This window comes from Ruegeria sp. BB5, assembly GCF_056539405.1.
In genome coordinates, this window is sequence record NZ_JBQFUX010000001.1 from 1,279,361 (window position 1) to 1,293,459 (window position 14,099).

Below are 14,099 nucleotides of genomic sequence, written 5' to 3' on the forward strand. Positions count from 1 at the left end.
ACATCAAACCGCAGCCCCGGTTCAACACAGGAAAGGGTCACGAATGAGCAACCAGACATCTCTGCGGGTGGCCGATCTGCCCCAAAATGCACCAACCCCCTTTGAGTTGCGCCCAGACGCCAAGGCTTTGGAGGCTATCAGGGACGAGTTGGGCTTGCTTGGCCTACGCAAGTTCAGCTTTGTGGGTGACGTAAGGGCACAGGGCAAGCGCGACTGGGCATTGAACGGAAAACTGGGGGCTACAGTGATTCAGCCCTGCGTGGTGACATTGGAACCGGTGACCACCCGCATCGACATCCCGGTCGCGCGAATCTATGTGGCCGATTGGGTTGATCCAGAAGAGCCCGAGTTTGAAATTCCCGAAGGTGATGAAACCGAACAGCTTGGTGCTGAGATCGACCCAGCGCTTGTCATGGTCGAGGCCCTGTCGCTGGCCCTGCCCCAATACCCACGTAAAGACGGTGCCGAACTGGGACAGGCCGACTTTACCGAGCCGGGCAAACAGGCCATGACAGACGAGGACGTCAAACCCTTTGCCGGTCTGGCCGGTTTGCGCGACGCGCTGAAAAAAGACGAGTGACATAGGTCTGTTTTCCTGTCATATCAGGCCCTCAGAAAAATCGCTTGAACATGTCGAGAATCGCAGTATTTTCGCGCGCTCATCGGAATTTGGGTTGGACATTGCGGGGATCGTCCCCTAAACGCGCGTCAAACCACGAGATAAACGAAGAATGAAACCCGGCCCACAGCGAATCTGTTGGCCCTCAGTAGACAAAGGTTGAGACCATGGCCGTCCAACAGAACAAAGTTTCCAAGTCGCGTCGCAACAACCGCCGCGCACACGACGCTCTGGTTGCTGCAAACCCGAACGAATGCCCCAACTGCGGCGAGCTGAAGCGCCCGCACCACGTCTGCGCGTCCTGTGGCCACTACGATGACCGCGAAGTCGTCGCACAAGCCGACGAAATCGACCTGGACGAAGACGCGGCCTAAGCCTTTAAAAGCGCAGGCAAGGAATGACTGAACAGCCCTCGCACGCCGGACGGATTACCATCTCGGTTGACGCTATGGGCGGAGACTCGGGGCCCGCGACTGTGGTTGCGGGCATTGCCAAATCGGCAATCAAAAACCCCGATATCGCGTTTATTCTGCACGGGCCTGAGCCTACGCTGCGCAAACTTGTTGCCAAACGGCGTGTCCTGCAGGGGCGCGTCGTTTTTCGTGATTGCCCCGATGTAGTCACGATGGAGGACAAGCCCAGTCAGGTTGTCCGCAGCGGCAAGCAGACCTCGATGTGGTCAACGCTGGAATCAGTGCGGCAAGGTGAGGCGCATGGCGCCGTTTCCTGCGGCAACACCGGCGCGCTGATGGCGCTGTCGATGATGCGGTTGCGCAAATTGCCGGGTGTAAATCGTCCGGCGATTGCGATTCTGTGGCCATCGCGCAACCCGCAGGGGTTCAACGTGATGCTGGATGTGGGCGCGGATGTGCGCGCCGACGCCAAGGACCTGCTGCAATATGCGCTGATGGGTGCATCCTATGCGCGCAACGGCATGGCGCTTGAACGTCCTCGGATCGGTCTGTTGAACGTGGGCACCGAAGAACACAAGGGTCGCGCCGAGCTTAAAGAAGCGCATGCTATGATCACGGAATTCGCAGAGCAGGCGAATTTCGATTTTGTCGGTTTCGTTGAAGGCAGCGACATTCCCGGCGACAAGGCGGATGTCATTGTCACTGATGGGTTTACCGGCAACGTCGCCATTAAGACCGGCGAAGGCACTGCCAGCCTGATTGGCGACCTGTTGCGCAAAGCGTTCAAGTATTCACCGCTGTCACGCCTCGCTTCGGTACTGGCGATCACGTCGTTAAATCGTTTGAAAAAGCGTATCGACCCGCGCCAAGTAAATGGCGGCGTTTTTCTTGGCCTCAACGGAACCGTGGTCAAGTCACATGGTGGCGCGGATGCCATCGGAGTCTCGGCAGCAGTCAAACTGGCCTTTACCCTGGCCCAGTCTGGTTTCGCCGAAAAATTGGCGGCACGGGTTGCATCGACAGCCGAGCTTGCACAAGATGCCGCCCACACGCCGCCAAAGGCTGGCGAATAACAAAAAAGGCAGTACCCAAGCATGGCAGGCCGTTCAGTTGTCGTTGGTGTCGGACACTATTTGCCAGAGCGCATCGTTCCGAATTCCGAGTTTGAAAAGACGCTCGATACAACGGATGAGTGGATTAAGACCCGCTCGGGTATCGAGCGCCGCCATTTCGCCGCCGAAAACGAAACAACGTCCGATCTGGCCACCAAGGCAGCCGAGGCCGCGCTGGCCGATGCGGGGCTAGTGGCTGACGATATCGATGCGATCATTGTGGCAACTTCGACCGCCGATCTGACTTTCCCATCTGCCGCAACCATGGTGCAGGCACAGTTGGGCATGACCAAAGGCTTTGCCTTTGACGTTCAAGCCGTCTGCGCTGGATTCGTCTTTGCGCTGACCAATGCCAACGCCCTGATCGTATCCGGTCAGGCCAAGCGCGTTCTGGTCATCGGGGCCGAAACCTTCTCGCGAATCATGGACTGGACGGACCGGTCCACCTGCGTGCTGTTCGGTGATGGCGCTGGTGCGCTAGTGTTAGAGCTGCAAGAGGGCGAAGGCAGTGCGCAGGATCGTGGCATTCTGGCGACCGACCTCAATTCGGACGGCCGGTACAAGGACCTGCTTTACGTCGATGGCGGTGTGTCGACCCAATCGACCGGACATCTGCGGATGCAAGGTAATCAGGTGTTCCGCCATGCGGTCGAAAAACTGGCCAAAACGGCGGAAACCGCTTTGCAAAGCGTTGGCCTCAGCAACACTGACGTCGACTGGATTGTGCCCCATCAGGCAAATATCCGCATTATTCAGGGCACCGCCAAGAAAATGGGCCTGCCGATGGAAAACGTCGTCGTCACCGTTCAGGACCATGGCAACACATCGGCCGCGTCGATTCCTCTTGCCTTGTCCGTCGGCAAACAGCGCGGGCAAATCAAGCAGGGCGATCTGCTTGTGACCGAGGCCATCGGCGGCGGTCTGGCCTGGGGCGCGGTTGTGCTGCGCTGGTAACCGGCGCAATTCGGCTTACACGCAGACTTGCAATTCATTGATATTGACAGCGAATTTCCCCTCACCGTATTCTGCGGTATCAACAGGGGAAATGGTATGGGCGATAAAACACTGACCCGAATGGATCTGAGCGAGGCCGTCTTTCGTGAGGTTGGCCTATCACGCAACGAAAGTGCGCAGCTGGTCGAAAGCGTTCTGAACCACATGTCCGACGCTTTGGTGCGCGGCGAGCAGGTGAAGATTTCGTCATTCGGCACGTTCAGCGTTCGGGACAAAACTGCCCGCATCGGCCGCAACCCCAAAACCGGCGAAGAGGTTCCGATTCAACCCCGCCGGGTTCTGACGTTCCGCCCGTCGCACCTGATGAAGGATCGCGTCGCCGCAGGGAACCGTAAGTAAGATCAGGACGACACGGTCATGAGCAAGTCCCCCGACGCCTTTCGCACGATCAGTGAAGTTGCGGACTGGCTGGGCGTTCAGGCTCATGTCCTGCGATTCTGGGAAAGCCGTTTCAATCAGGTCAAACCGGTAAAGCGTGCCGGAGGGCGGCGTTATTACCGACCCAACGACATGCGCCTGCTGGGCGGTATCAAGAAACTGCTGCACGAGGACGGGATAACCATCAAAGGCGTTCAGCGTATCCTGCGCGAACAGGGCGTAGCGCATGTTTCCGCGCTTTCGCAAGGGTTGGACGAGGTGGCCAAACCGGACGCCACCGCGAACGACAGTGTAGTTGTGCCCTTCTCTTCTAAGCCAGTCGAGACAAGCGAACAGATCAACCTAAATCTGGACGACGCTGCACCCGTTGCTGAGGCCCCTAAGGTGGAACCTGCTGAACCCAAACCGCAGCCGGTCGCGGCGCAACCCACACCGGAGTTTCTGGATGAGGCCCCTCTACTGGGTGGAATCGCAACGCAGGCATGGAATCGCACCGATTTCGATGACGATCTGCTGAAACAGATTGCTCCGGTGGCAAAGGACCTGCGCGCCGTTCTTAACCGCATTGAAAACCGAACGGCGGGATAAGAAAAAAAGGCGATGATTTCCTCTTGCCCCTGCCGGGAAAGTCTTTATGAACACCTCAACGTCGGGCTATGGCGCAGCCTGGTAGCGCGTCCGTCTGGGGGACGGAAGGTCGCAGGTTCGAGTCCTGCTAGCCCGACCAAATCATACCGACGTTTATGGCAGACAGGCCAGATCCCGCTCTGGCATCAAGGGGGATCGGAATGACAGGTGTATGCCCAAATCAGCAAATCGAAGCGATGATCGCGCGCGGTGAAATCACCGCAAACCCCGAGGTTATCCCTGCGCAGGTTCAGCCTGCCAGCCTTGATTTGCGCTTGGGAACAGTGGCTTACCGTGTTCGCGCCTCGTTTCTGGCCGGCGAAACCCGATCCGTCGCGGATCGGTTGTCTGAGTTCGAGATGCACCGCATCGACATCACGGACGGTGCGGTTCTGGAAAAAGGCTGCGTCTATCTGGTACCGCTGATGGAATCGCTGGCCCTGCCCGAAACCGTGACGGCTGTGGCTAACGCCAAAAGCTCAACCGGGCGGCTGGACTTGCTGACCCGCACCATCACCGATGGTGGCACCGAGTTCGACCGCGTGCCCGCGGGCTATACCGGCCCGCTTTACGCGGAGATTTGCCCGCGATCCTTCTCGGTGCTGGTACGTCCGGGGATGCGGCTCAATCAGATTCGCTTCCGCCAAGGTCAGGCCGTGCTTAGCGATGCAGAACTGACCGCGTTGCACAGTGACTCGCCCTTGGTTGACGGTCCTGCAGTGATTCAGGACGGGTTGGGTTTTTCGGTCGACTTGCAATTGCCCGACACCGATCTGGTGGGCTATCGCGCCAAGCCGCATACCGGAGTGATCGATCTGGACCGGATCGGAGAATACGACCCGCAGGAATACTGGGAAGAGGTCCGCACCACCGATGGCCGCATCATCCTGGACCCGGGCGCCTTCTACATCCTGGTCAGCCGCGAAGCTGTCCACATCCCGCCCCTCTATGCCGCCGAGATGGCGCCGTATCTGGCCATGGTGGGTGAATTCCGGGTGCATTACGCAGGTTTCTTCGACCCCGGTTTCGGCCACGCCGCCGCCGGAGGCGCTGGATCTCGTGGAGTGCTTGAAGTGCGCTGCCATGAGGCACCTTTTGTGTTGGAACACGGTCAAGTCGTCGGCCGGCTGGTCTATGAGAAAATGGCCGAAATGCCCACCCAGCTGTACGGGGCTGGCATCGCCTCAAATTACCAAGGACAAGGCTTGAAACTGTCCAAGCATTTCAAGGCAGTTAGCTGATCAGAACTTCATGAACCGGCGCGCTTGACGGGTTATTCGTTGCGCTTGTTTCAGGTTCTGGGATGGGCGTGGGCCATTGTTGTTGGCACGGTTGGCCTCGCCGGGCTGTTCGTTTTTACCACCCATACGGCTTGCCATGTCAAAGCCCTTGTCAACGCCTTTACTGACAAGGCGTCGCATGACCTGACGTACGATCATGTCGATCATCCGATTGGCATTCATTGCTCAACTCCGTTTTCTGACCCTCAACATAGGCGAAGTGTGTGACACCAAAAGGGTCGTTTGATCACTCTTCCTCGAACAGTTCGGTCTGATCTTCATCCTGCTCTTCTTCGCGCCCCTCGCCCAGTGGGATGGTGCCCGGCGGTGGCCGGTTTTCCAGCAGGCCAGCGGCGCGCAGTTCCTTGAGTCCCGGCAGGTCGCGAGCGTTCTCAAGCCCAAAATGGTCCAGGAAATGCGGCGTCACCACGAATGTCACCGGACGGCCCGGTGTCATTCGGCGACGGCCTAACCTGATCCACTCCATTTCCAGCAGTTGGTCGATCGTCCCGCGTGAGACCGAAACACCGCGAATTTCTTCAATCTCAGCCCGCGTACAGGGTTGATGGTAGGCCACGATAGCCAGCGTTTCGATGGCCGCACGGCTCAGCTTGCGGGTTTCAACTGTTTCTTTTTGCATCAAAAAGCCCAGATCGGGGGCAGTTCGAATGGCCCAGGCCTCGCCAACCTTGACCACCCGCACGCCGCGCCCTTCATATCGTTTCTGAAGCATTTCAACGGCTTGCGCCGCGTCGCTGCCATGCGGCATCCGGGCCTCAAGATCAGAGGTAGTCACCGGTTCGGCGCTGGCGAACAGCACGGCCTCGACCATGCGCTCTTGCTCTGCCAGCGGCGGCGCTTCGAACAGGGTGCCGGTGCCTTCGTCTTCGGGGGCGTCAGTCACGTGTGTCAGTCCTCTTGCGCAGATGGATCGGGGCAAAGGTCTCGCTCTGCTTGATCTCCATATGTCCTTCTTTCACCAATTCCAGCGAGGCCGCAAAGGTCGCCGCCGTGGCCGAGCGTTTGCGGACAGGGTCAGCGTCCCAACCATCGGGCAGATAGGTCTCCATATCCGTCCAGGTGCCCGCAAAGCCGATCAGTGGGCGCATCCGCTCCAGCGCCTGTTCCATCGTGAACACGGCGTCACGGTCCATCACGAAGGGGCGGAATTCGTCGCGTGTGCGGATGCGAGCGTACCCCTGCATCAAATCCAGCAGGGTTGCAGAATAAGTCACAGTGCGGATGCGGGTGACATCCTCGCCCTGCCCGCGTTTGAAGAAATCGCGGCCCAGCTGGTCCCGCGCCATCAAGCGGGCTGCAGCATCACGCATGGCCTGCAACCGCTCTAGCTGAAACGCCAAATGCGCGGCCAGTTCTTCACCCGACGGACCCTCGTCATCCGGATCAGGGGGCAGCAGCAGGCGGGATTTCAAAAAGGCCAGCCACGCCGCCATAACCAGATAGTCAGCTGCCAATTCAATCCGCAGAGCCCGGGCTTTTTCAACAAAAGTCAGATATTGCTGCGCCAGCGCTAGAACCGAGATTTTCCGCAGGTCGACCTTTTGTGTCCGCGACAGGGTCAACAACACGTCCAACGGGCCTTCGAACCCGTCGACGTCAACGATCAGGGCTTCGGCCGCAAGGCGATCCGCGACCGAGACCGGGTCTTCGTTGAAAAGGTTATCGTTCATATACCTGCCCGCCCATTAGGGCAGATAGTTCCGCCTCAGTCGCGGGGATGTCAAGTTCCGCAGGCTTTTGCCGCATTGCCAGCGCCTTTTCTGCGCGTATCTCGGCCTGCTCGGTCATTTCTCCGGCGGCTTCCAGCACTTTGGCGCGGGCTTCAAACGAGCCGTTGCAATGCAAAACCACGTCGCACCCGGCGTTGAGCGCCTGACGGGCAATCTCCTCGGGTGCGCCGCTGAGGGCCTTCATCGAGATATCATCGGTCATGATTAGGCCATCAAACCCAATCTTGTCGCGGATCAGACCGATCATTGTGGGTGAAATCGTAGCCGGTTGTGGATCGATCCGGTCATAAACCAAATGCGCCGTCATCCCCATCGGCAGGTCGTTCAAGGCACGGAACGGCGCGAAATCGGTCTGTTCCAATGCGTCTTGCGTCAGATCGACATGTGGCAGGTCGTGGTGGCTGTCCAGCGTGGACAGGCCGTGGCCCGGCATGTGCTTGATCACTGGCAGAACACCACCATCCAAATGCCCCTTGGCAACCGCCTTTCCGATCCCGGAAACTGTTTTTGAATCTAATCCATAGCAGCGGTTCTTCAGAAAGGCATGCGTATCATCACGCGCCAGATCCACCATCGGGGCACAATTGCTGTCGATCCCCAGTTCAAACAGCTCATTCGCGATTAGGCGATAGCGTAGATACATGGCGCGTTCAGCCTGATCCCCCGCGCCCGCGACATGATCCAGCGGTGGCATCCATTCCCGCGCCAGTGGTGCGCGCAGCCGTTGCACGCGGCCGCCTTCCTGATCAATGGTGATCGGGCAATTGCGTCCCACAGCCTCGCGGAAGTCGTCGCACAGAGCACGGACCTGATCGGCGGTATCGATGTTGCGGGCAAATAAAATGAACCCAAACGGGTTCATTTCTTGAAACAGACTTTTTTCTTCGGGCGTCAGGCGCAAGCCTTCGGCATCAGTGATTGCCGCGCCGAAACTCACCGAGCGGCCACCGGGATACAATCGGCGCCTTGTGCTTCGAGGGCAGCGCAGAACTGACGCGAGTCGCTTAGGTCGTCAAATCCCAGAACCCGCAAACGATAGAAGGTCCGTCCTCCACGTGAGGTTTTCTGGATAACACGTTGTTTTCCATCCATATACTCACCGAAACGGCCATTCAGGCGATCCCATTCAGCCCGCGCTACATCCGTGCTTTCATAGGCGCCAAGCTGGGCCATGCGCGTGCCCTTGGACAATGTGTCCGGGTCAATATCCAGCCCCACAGCAGCTTTGACCGCAGCGTTGATCGCGTCTTCAGTACTGCTGCTGGTGGTGATCCCGCTGGGTGTAGAACGGGCCGGGCGCGTATTGGGGCGCAAAGACCGGCGAACCCCCGGCAGTGCGGCCAGTTCCGGATCGGGCAACTGTGCGGCCAGATCAGCGGGGTCAATCGCGGGCTCTTCTTCGGGCACGACCAAAGAGGCCAGTTGCACGCCCTGCTCGGTCGGTTGGTCGATTTGTGCCGCATCACCAGCCAGTTCGGCGACCAGAGCGTCTACCGAACCCTGGCGCAATTGAGCAGCCTCCTGATCAGAAATCTCTTCCTGCACCACATGCACGGCCGGGGTGGGCTTCAGAGGCTCAACCGGCGTGTCCTCATCCGACAGGGACACCGGGCGCGGCGCAAGGATCAGACGATCCGCCGGGGGTGCGGCTGTTCCGACCGCGGCCACCGTGTTGACGGCCAGTCCTTGATGATCGGCAGGTGTTCCACCGGGGCTTTCTGGCTGAATGCGCATGGGCCCTTCGATGGCACGTACGACCGGTACGCCGCTAACATCGCGCATCACCAGCTTGTAACCCCAAACACCAATGCCAGCGACCAATGCCAGGGACGCAACCGCGCCCAGCGCGTTTACGATACGACCCAGACCCCCCGCGCGCGGCGCTTCTTCATACCCGTGCATGTCATCGGAATAGTCATACCCATCCTGAGGATGTGGTTGATTCGTGTAATGCATCTGCTCGGGGCGCATCTGCCCCGAGTAATCGTAACGTGCCATGTCCGCCTCACCGCCCGATTCACGCCAGAAAATAAGGCGCGCGGGTCATTTCTTGCCTACCTCGTACCGGTGCTTCGGGCGGTGTTTGTTACCGCATCTCCTGCGCCGGAGTAACGCCAAGAATACCCAAGCCCGCTGAAATCACAACAGAAACGGCGCGGGCCAATGCGATTTTTGACTGGCTTGTGGCAACATCGCCATCCTGAATGAAACGCAACTGTGTTTCATCGTTGCCCTTGTTCCACAGCGCGTGGAAGTCGCCCGCCAGTTCATACAGGTAAAAGGCAACCCGATGCGGTTCGTTGGTCCGCGCGGCGATTTCGACCAGACGCGGCCATTCGGCAAGCTTCTTGGCAACCGTCAGTTCCGAGGCATGGTCGATCTTGCCCAGATCAGCGCTCTTGAGGGTTGCTTCATCTGTGGCAATGTCAACCTCGGCCGCGCGGCGCAGTACGCTCATGACCCGCGCATGGGCGTATTGCACGTAGAACACAGGGTTCTCGCGGCTTTGCTCCAGCACCTTGTCGAAATCGAAGTCCAGCGGCGCGTCGTTCTTGCGGGTCAGCATCACAAACCGGGTCACATCAGGGCCAACCTGATCGACCACATCGCGCAAGGTGACAAAGTTCCCTGCCCGCTTGGACATCTTGAACGGCTCGCCATTCTTCCACAGCTTCACCAGCTGGGTCAGCTTGATATCCAGCGGCACCTTGCCATCGGACAGCGCTGAAACAGCCGCCTTCATCCGTTTGACATAGCCACCGTGGTCTGCACCAAACACGTCGATCAGTGCATCAAAGCCACGGGTCACCTTGTCATAATGATAGGCGATATCCGGGGCGAAATAGGTCCAGCTGCCGTCCGACTTCTTCACCGGGCGATCGACGTCATCGCCATGTTCGGTGGACTTGAACAGGGTCTGCTCGCGCGGCTCCCAATCCTCGGGCTTTTTGCCCTTTGGCGGCTCCAGAACGCCTTCATAGATCAGGCCCTTTTCGGTCAGCGATTCCAACGCGGCCTCGATCCGGCCCGTCCCATAGAGCGATTTTTCCGAGAAGAACACATCCATCTCTACGCCCAGCGCCTTCAGGTCAGCGCGGATCAGGTCCATCATCGCGTCGGTCGAGAACTCGCGCAGATCATCCAGCCATTCGCTTTCCGGCTTGTCGATCAGGCTGTCGCCGTATTTCTCTTTCAGCGCTTCGCCGATTGGGATCAGGTAGTCGCCCGGATACAAGCCTTCGGCAATCTCGGGGCTCAACCCGTTGGCTTCGCGATAGCGCTCGTAGGCCGAGCGTGCCAACACGTCGACCTGCGCACCGCCGTCGTTAATATAGTACTCGCGGGTCACATCATGGCCGGAATAGGCCAACAAGCTTGCCAGCGCATCGCCAAACACCGCGCCCCGCGTATGGCCAACATGCAGCGGCCCAGTCGGGTTGGCCGACACATATTCCACGTTGACCTTTTGCCCCTGCCCCATAGTCGAGCGGCCATAATCCGTGCCTTTCTCCAACACTGCCGCCAAAACACCCTGCCAAACCGAAGGCGCCAACCGCAGGTTCAAAAAGCCCGGCCCCGCAACCTCGGCACTGGTGATCCGGTCATCCTCCGCCAGCTTTCCGGCCAACACATCGGCAATGTCGCGCGGCTTCATCTTGGCCGGCTTCGCCAGCACCATCGCGGCGTTTGTCGCCATGTCGCCATGCGCGGCATCACGCGGTGGTTCGACCGCCACATTGTCAAAGCTCAGCCCCTCGGGCAGCGCGCCTTCGGACTGCATCTGTGCCAGCGCGCCCAGTACAAGACCGCGGATCTCGGAAAACAGGTTCATTTCGGATGTCCTTTTGCTTGCCCGGCGGTTTACCACGCAAAGCGGCAAGGTCAATGGAAGCGATCGGTTTCCGCTTGGATTAACGGTAAACCGGGCTAAGGTCACAGGAAATTCCTAACCTCGGAGATCGTTCCATGCGTCTTGCCCTACCCCTTGCATTCGTCCTGACCACTTCGATCCCGGTCTGGGCCGATATGCCCGCGCCGCAGGGCCATGTTCTTCTGACGCTGGGCGGGGCGGTGACGGAAACCAACTTACCGGCTCGGGGTGAAAATGACGGTGGTTTGCTGGGTTATCTCGAAGTGCAGCACAGCGGCGGCGCCGGATTTGACGCCGCGATGCTTGACGGTCTAGCGCAAGTGGAGATCACAATTGCCTACGGCCCAGAAGACAATCAGCGCGATGTCGCCTTCTCTGGTCCACTTTTGTCGGATGTGATGGTCATGGCAGGGGCCGAAGGGAAGACTGCCAAACCAATGGCGATGGATGGATACCAGTCCGAAATCCCATGGGACAGTATTCAGGCGCACCAACCCATCGTGGCAACCCATGCGGATGGCAGTCCGATGGGGATCGGCGGCTATGGCCCTACGATGATCGTTTTTCCGCCCACAGATGATGCTGATCTGGCGGACGAGCAATCCGGGCAACAGGTTTGGGCGCTAGCCTATATCGGCATCGAGTGACGACCGCCCCGTCAGCCTTTTGTGATCCTGCAAGGCAAAGCGGTCGGTCATACCTGCAATGTAGTCCGACACAATCCGCGCCATCACCGTCTCATCCCGGGCTGCTTCTATATCGCCGTGCCAATGGGCTGGCATTTGTTTGGGATCGTTCAAGTAGATCGGGAATAATTCTTCAACGACCGCAGACACTTCGGCCCTGACCTTCATGACGCTGGGCGCACGATACATCCGTGAAAACAGAAAGGCGCGGATCTCTTTGAGTTGCGCCCAAAGCCCTGCCGAGAACTGGATCACCGGATAACCCAGATGCCGGATATCTTCGACCGTTTGCGCGCCAGACTCAGCGATCAGGTCGCGCGAGGTGTCGATCACATCCGAAACCATCACCCCAAACACGCGACGCAATGCTTCGTGCCTGCGCCGATACGGGTCCAGACCAGGGTACTTGCGGTCCACTTCCGCATAGCAATCACCGACGATGGGCAATTGCTGAATTTCCGCGTCCGTGAACAGATCGGCCCTGAGCCCATCCAACAGATCATGATTGTTATAGGCTATATCGTCAGACAGCGCGGCCACCTGTGCCTCGGCACTGGCATGGGTGTGCAGTTCAAGGTCAAAACCGCCATTGCACTCGGCCAGCGCCCACGGCAATTCGCCTGTCACAGGCCCATTATGCTTGGCTATGCCTTCCAGACATTCCCATGTCAGATTGCAGCCGTCGAATTCGGCATAGTGGCGTTCCAACTTGGTGACGATCCGAATGGCTTGCGCATTGTGATCGAAGCCGCCGTATGGCTCCATCAAAGCGTGCAAGGCGTCCTCTCCGGTATGACCAAAGGGCGTGTGCCCCAGATCATGCGCCAATGCCACGGCTTCGGTCAGTTCGGGGTTCAATCCCAATGCCCCGGCAATCGTGCGCGCCACCTGTGCCACTTCGATAGAATGCGTCAGGCGCGTGCGGTAACTGTCGCCTTCATGTTCAACAAACACTTGTGTCTTGTGTTTCAGCCGCCGAAACGCGCTGGCATGAATGATCCGATCCCGGTCGCGCTGAAAGCATGATCGGAAACTGCTTTCCTCCTCAGGTACTAGCCGCCCCCTTGCGCGGCCTGGGTCCGAGGCAAAACCTGCTCTGTCCAAAGGCCTTATCCTTGTCGCCTGTCCTTGCAATTTCTATATTGTAAGGCGTAAAGGAAATAAACCTTTGGAGACCGGCATGAATCTGCCCCCCACAGTCACAGAACGCGCCTTTGACCGTCTGGCCGAGATTGGCGCAGCGGATCAGGGTCAGGCCCTGCGCGTCGCAGTGGAAGGCGGCGGGTGTTCCGGTTTTCAATACGAAATCGCGCTGGACGAACCCAAAGACGACGATCTTGTGCTGGAAGGCAAAGGCCAAAAGGTCATTGTCGATTCGATTTCTCTGCCGTTTCTGGAAAATGCAGTGATCGATTTCACGCAGGAACTGATCGGTGCGCGGTTTGTGATCGAAAACCCCAACGCGACCTCATCCTGCGGCTGCGGTACGTCTTTTTCAATGTGACCTTGCCCTGCCCGCGTGGTTGAGGGATAGATCAACCGGCAGTCAGCCGGAGGATCGCGCATGAAAATCGCCACGTTTAACATCAACGGCATCAAAGCGCGGGCCGAAGCTCTGCCCCGGTGGCTTGACGAAGCACAACCTGACGTCGTCCTCTTGCAGGAAATCAAGTCGGTCGATGAAAACTTCCCGCGCGAGATATTCGAGGAACGTAGTTATAACGTCGAAACCCACGGCCAGAAGAGTTTCAACGGCGTCGCCATCTTATCAAGACTTCCACTTGAGGATGTGTCCCGTGGCCTGCCCGGAGATGACGAGGACGAACAGGCGCGCTGGATCGAAGCGACCGTGATCGGCAAGCAAGCGCTGCGGATTTGCGGGTTGTACCTGCCCAACGGCAACCCGGTACCCGGACCGAAATACGACTATAAGCTGGCCTGGATGGAACGGCTGTATCATCGGGCGCGCGAACTGATGGCCAGCGAAGAACCGGCACTTATGGCGGGAGATTACAACATCATTCCACAGGCCGAAGATGCCGCCCGCCCGGATGCCTGGCGCGAGGATGCCTTGTTCCGACCGGAAAGCCGTGCGGCGTTTCGCAAAATCCTCAATCTGGGCTTTACCGAAGCGTTTCGGGCCCGCACACAAGGGCCTGGTCACTACTCATTCTGGGACTATCAGGCGGGTGCGTGGAACAAAAACGACGGCATTCGTATCGATCACTTTCTGCTGACACCTCAGGCTGCCGATCTGATGCAAGATTGCCAGATTGATGCAGCCGTGCGCGGGCATGAGAAACCGTCGGACCACGTGCCAGTCTGGGTTCAGCTCGACCTGTAATCAA

General features: G+C 58.6%; 17 protein-coding genes and 1 tRNA gene. 11 read left to right on the top strand and 7 right to left on the bottom strand.

Annotated features, from left to right (window positions below):
* Positions 1-43: 43 nt before the first annotated feature.
* The 8 genes from ACR0DL_RS06350 (at position 44) to ACR0DL_RS06385 (ending at position 5,404) form a co-directional block, all read left to right on the top strand.
* The gene (locus ACR0DL_RS06350) at positions 44-580 is read left to right on the top strand and encodes a YceD family protein (RefSeq protein ID WP_480688151.1); all 537 of its coding nucleotides are present in this window, start codon (positions 44-46) and stop codon (positions 578-580) included.
* A 206-nt stretch (positions 581-786) separates the two neighbouring features.
* Positions 787-993 carry a 50S ribosomal protein L32 gene (gene rpmF / locus ACR0DL_RS06355; RefSeq protein WP_008756996.1) on the top strand — a complete coding sequence of 69 codons (207 nt, stop codon included), beginning with the start codon at positions 787-789 and terminating at the stop codon, positions 991-993.
* 23 nt (positions 994-1,016) lie between these two features.
* Positions 1,017-2,105, top strand: a complete 1,089-nt coding sequence (gene plsX, locus ACR0DL_RS06360; RefSeq protein ID WP_170348975.1) for a phosphate acyltransferase PlsX — start codon at positions 1,017-1,019, stop codon at positions 2,103-2,105.
* 21 nt (positions 2,106-2,126) lie between these two features.
* Complete coding sequence (locus ACR0DL_RS06365) at positions 2,127-3,098, top strand: beta-ketoacyl-ACP synthase III (protein WP_170358866.1); 972 nt, start codon at positions 2,127-2,129, stop codon at positions 3,096-3,098.
* Between the two features lie 96 nt (positions 3,099-3,194).
* Positions 3,195-3,497, top strand: coding sequence for an integration host factor subunit alpha (gene ihfA, locus ACR0DL_RS06370; protein ID WP_008755922.1), 303 nt, complete (start codon positions 3,195-3,197; stop codon positions 3,495-3,497).
* Positions 3,498-3,515: 18 nt separating this feature from the next.
* Positions 3,516-4,124, top strand: a complete 609-nt coding sequence (locus ACR0DL_RS06375; protein WP_170348977.1) for a MerR family transcriptional regulator — start codon at positions 3,516-3,518, stop codon at positions 4,122-4,124.
* A gap of 62 nt (positions 4,125-4,186) precedes the next feature.
* Positions 4,187-4,263 (top strand) — tRNA-Pro (locus ACR0DL_RS06380).
* 61 nt (positions 4,264-4,324) lie between these two features.
* Positions 4,325-5,404: a 2'-deoxycytidine 5'-triphosphate deaminase gene (locus ACR0DL_RS06385; protein WP_170358869.1), complete on the top strand. Its 1,080-nt coding sequence runs from the start codon at positions 4,325-4,327 to the stop codon at positions 5,402-5,404.
* Here ACR0DL_RS06385 and ACR0DL_RS06390 read toward each other — a convergent pair whose 3' ends face one another.
* From ACR0DL_RS06390 to argS, 6 genes are all read right to left on the bottom strand, one after another.
* Positions 5,405-5,626, bottom strand: a complete 222-nt coding sequence (locus tag ACR0DL_RS06390; RefSeq protein WP_480636931.1) for a hypothetical protein — start codon at positions 5,624-5,626, stop codon at positions 5,405-5,407.
* A 64-nt stretch (positions 5,627-5,690) separates the two neighbouring features.
* A complete protein-coding gene (gene scpB, locus ACR0DL_RS06395; RefSeq protein WP_170348980.1) occupies positions 5,691-6,347 on the bottom strand; it encodes an SMC-Scp complex subunit ScpB in 657 nt (218 codons plus the stop codon).
* Positions 6,340-7,134, bottom strand: a complete 795-nt coding sequence (locus tag ACR0DL_RS06400) for a segregation and condensation protein A (protein ID WP_480688153.1) — start codon at positions 7,132-7,134, stop codon at positions 6,340-6,342. Before ACR0DL_RS06400 ends, scpB begins: the two co-directional genes overlap by 8 nt.
* Positions 7,124-8,131 carry a beta-N-acetylhexosaminidase gene (gene nagZ, locus ACR0DL_RS06405; protein WP_480688155.1) on the bottom strand — a complete coding sequence of 336 codons (1,008 nt, stop codon included), beginning with the start codon at positions 8,129-8,131 and terminating at the stop codon, positions 7,124-7,126. Before nagZ ends, ACR0DL_RS06400 begins: the two co-directional genes overlap by 11 nt.
* A complete protein-coding gene (locus ACR0DL_RS06410) occupies positions 8,128-9,192 on the bottom strand; it encodes an SPOR domain-containing protein (protein ID WP_480688157.1) in 1,065 nt (354 codons plus the stop codon). The genes nagZ and ACR0DL_RS06410 overlap by 4 nt, the downstream gene beginning before the upstream one ends.
* A gap of 88 nt (positions 9,193-9,280) precedes the next feature.
* Entirely contained in the window at positions 9,281-11,026 is a 1,746-nt protein-coding gene (gene argS, locus ACR0DL_RS06415) for an arginine--tRNA ligase (RefSeq protein ID WP_480688159.1), read from the bottom strand.
* A gap of 134 nt (positions 11,027-11,160) precedes the next feature.
* Here argS and ACR0DL_RS06420 point away from each other — a divergent pair, with 134 nt between their 5' ends.
* Positions 11,161-11,712 (top strand): putative pterin-binding protein, encoded by a 552-nt coding sequence (locus ACR0DL_RS06420; RefSeq protein WP_170375714.1) that lies wholly within the window; start codon positions 11,161-11,163, stop codon positions 11,710-11,712.
* Here ACR0DL_RS06420 and ACR0DL_RS06425 read toward each other — a convergent pair.
* Complete coding sequence (locus ACR0DL_RS06425) at positions 11,689-12,855, bottom strand: deoxyguanosinetriphosphate triphosphohydrolase (protein WP_480688161.1); 1,167 nt, start codon at positions 12,853-12,855, stop codon at positions 11,689-11,691. The two genes, ACR0DL_RS06420 and ACR0DL_RS06425, sit on opposite strands and share 24 nt — an antisense overlap.
* Before the next feature lie 76 nt (positions 12,856-12,931).
* Between ACR0DL_RS06425 and ACR0DL_RS06430 the strand changes: the two genes are divergently transcribed.
* Together ACR0DL_RS06430 and xth are read left to right on the top strand one after the other, a co-directional pair.
* Positions 12,932-13,255 (top strand): HesB/IscA family protein, encoded by a 324-nt coding sequence (locus ACR0DL_RS06430; protein ID WP_170348987.1) that lies wholly within the window; start codon positions 12,932-12,934, stop codon positions 13,253-13,255.
* 60 nt (positions 13,256-13,315) lie between these two features.
* Positions 13,316-14,095 carry an exodeoxyribonuclease III gene (xth, locus tag ACR0DL_RS06435; protein ID WP_480688163.1) on the top strand — a complete coding sequence of 260 codons (780 nt, stop codon included), beginning with the start codon at positions 13,316-13,318 and terminating at the stop codon, positions 14,093-14,095.
* Positions 14,096-14,099 lie beyond the last annotated feature (4 nt).

Coding starts and splice junctions, on each gene's coding strand:
- ACR0DL_RS06420 (WP_170375714.1), top strand. CDS start 11,161: ATGCGTCTTGCCCTACCCCTTGCATTCGTCCTGACCACTTCGATCCCG.
- ihfA (WP_008755922.1), top strand. CDS start 3,195: ATGGGCGATAAAACACTGACCCGAATGGATCTGAGCGAGGCCGTCTTT.
- ACR0DL_RS06430 (WP_170348987.1), top strand. CDS start 12,932: ATGAATCTGCCCCCCACAGTCACAGAACGCGCCTTTGACCGTCTGGCC.
- rpmF (WP_008756996.1), top strand. CDS start 787: ATGGCCGTCCAACAGAACAAAGTTTCCAAGTCGCGTCGCAACAACCGC.
- ACR0DL_RS06390 (WP_480636931.1), bottom strand. CDS start 5,626: ATGAATGCCAATCGGATGATCGACATGATCGTACGTCAGGTCATGCGA.
- ACR0DL_RS06385 (WP_170358869.1), top strand. CDS start 4,325: ATGACAGGTGTATGCCCAAATCAGCAAATCGAAGCGATGATCGCGCGC.
- ACR0DL_RS06400 (WP_480688153.1), bottom strand. CDS start 7,134: ATGAACGATAACCTTTTCAACGAAGACCCGGTCTCGGTCGCGGATCGC.
- xth (WP_480688163.1), top strand. CDS start 13,316: ATGAAAATCGCCACGTTTAACATCAACGGCATCAAAGCGCGGGCCGAA.
- ACR0DL_RS06350 (WP_480688151.1), top strand. CDS start 44: ATGAGCAACCAGACATCTCTGCGGGTGGCCGATCTGCCCCAAAATGCA.
- plsX (WP_170348975.1), top strand. CDS start 1,017: ATGACTGAACAGCCCTCGCACGCCGGACGGATTACCATCTCGGTTGAC.
- argS (WP_480688159.1), bottom strand. CDS start 11,026: ATGAACCTGTTTTCCGAGATCCGCGGTCTTGTACTGGGCGCGCTGGCA.
- ACR0DL_RS06375 (WP_170348977.1), top strand. CDS start 3,516: ATGAGCAAGTCCCCCGACGCCTTTCGCACGATCAGTGAAGTTGCGGAC.
- ACR0DL_RS06365 (WP_170358866.1), top strand. CDS start 2,127: ATGGCAGGCCGTTCAGTTGTCGTTGGTGTCGGACACTATTTGCCAGAG.
- ACR0DL_RS06410 (WP_480688157.1), bottom strand. CDS start 9,192: ATGGCACGTTACGATTACTCGGGGCAGATGCGCCCCGAGCAGATGCAT.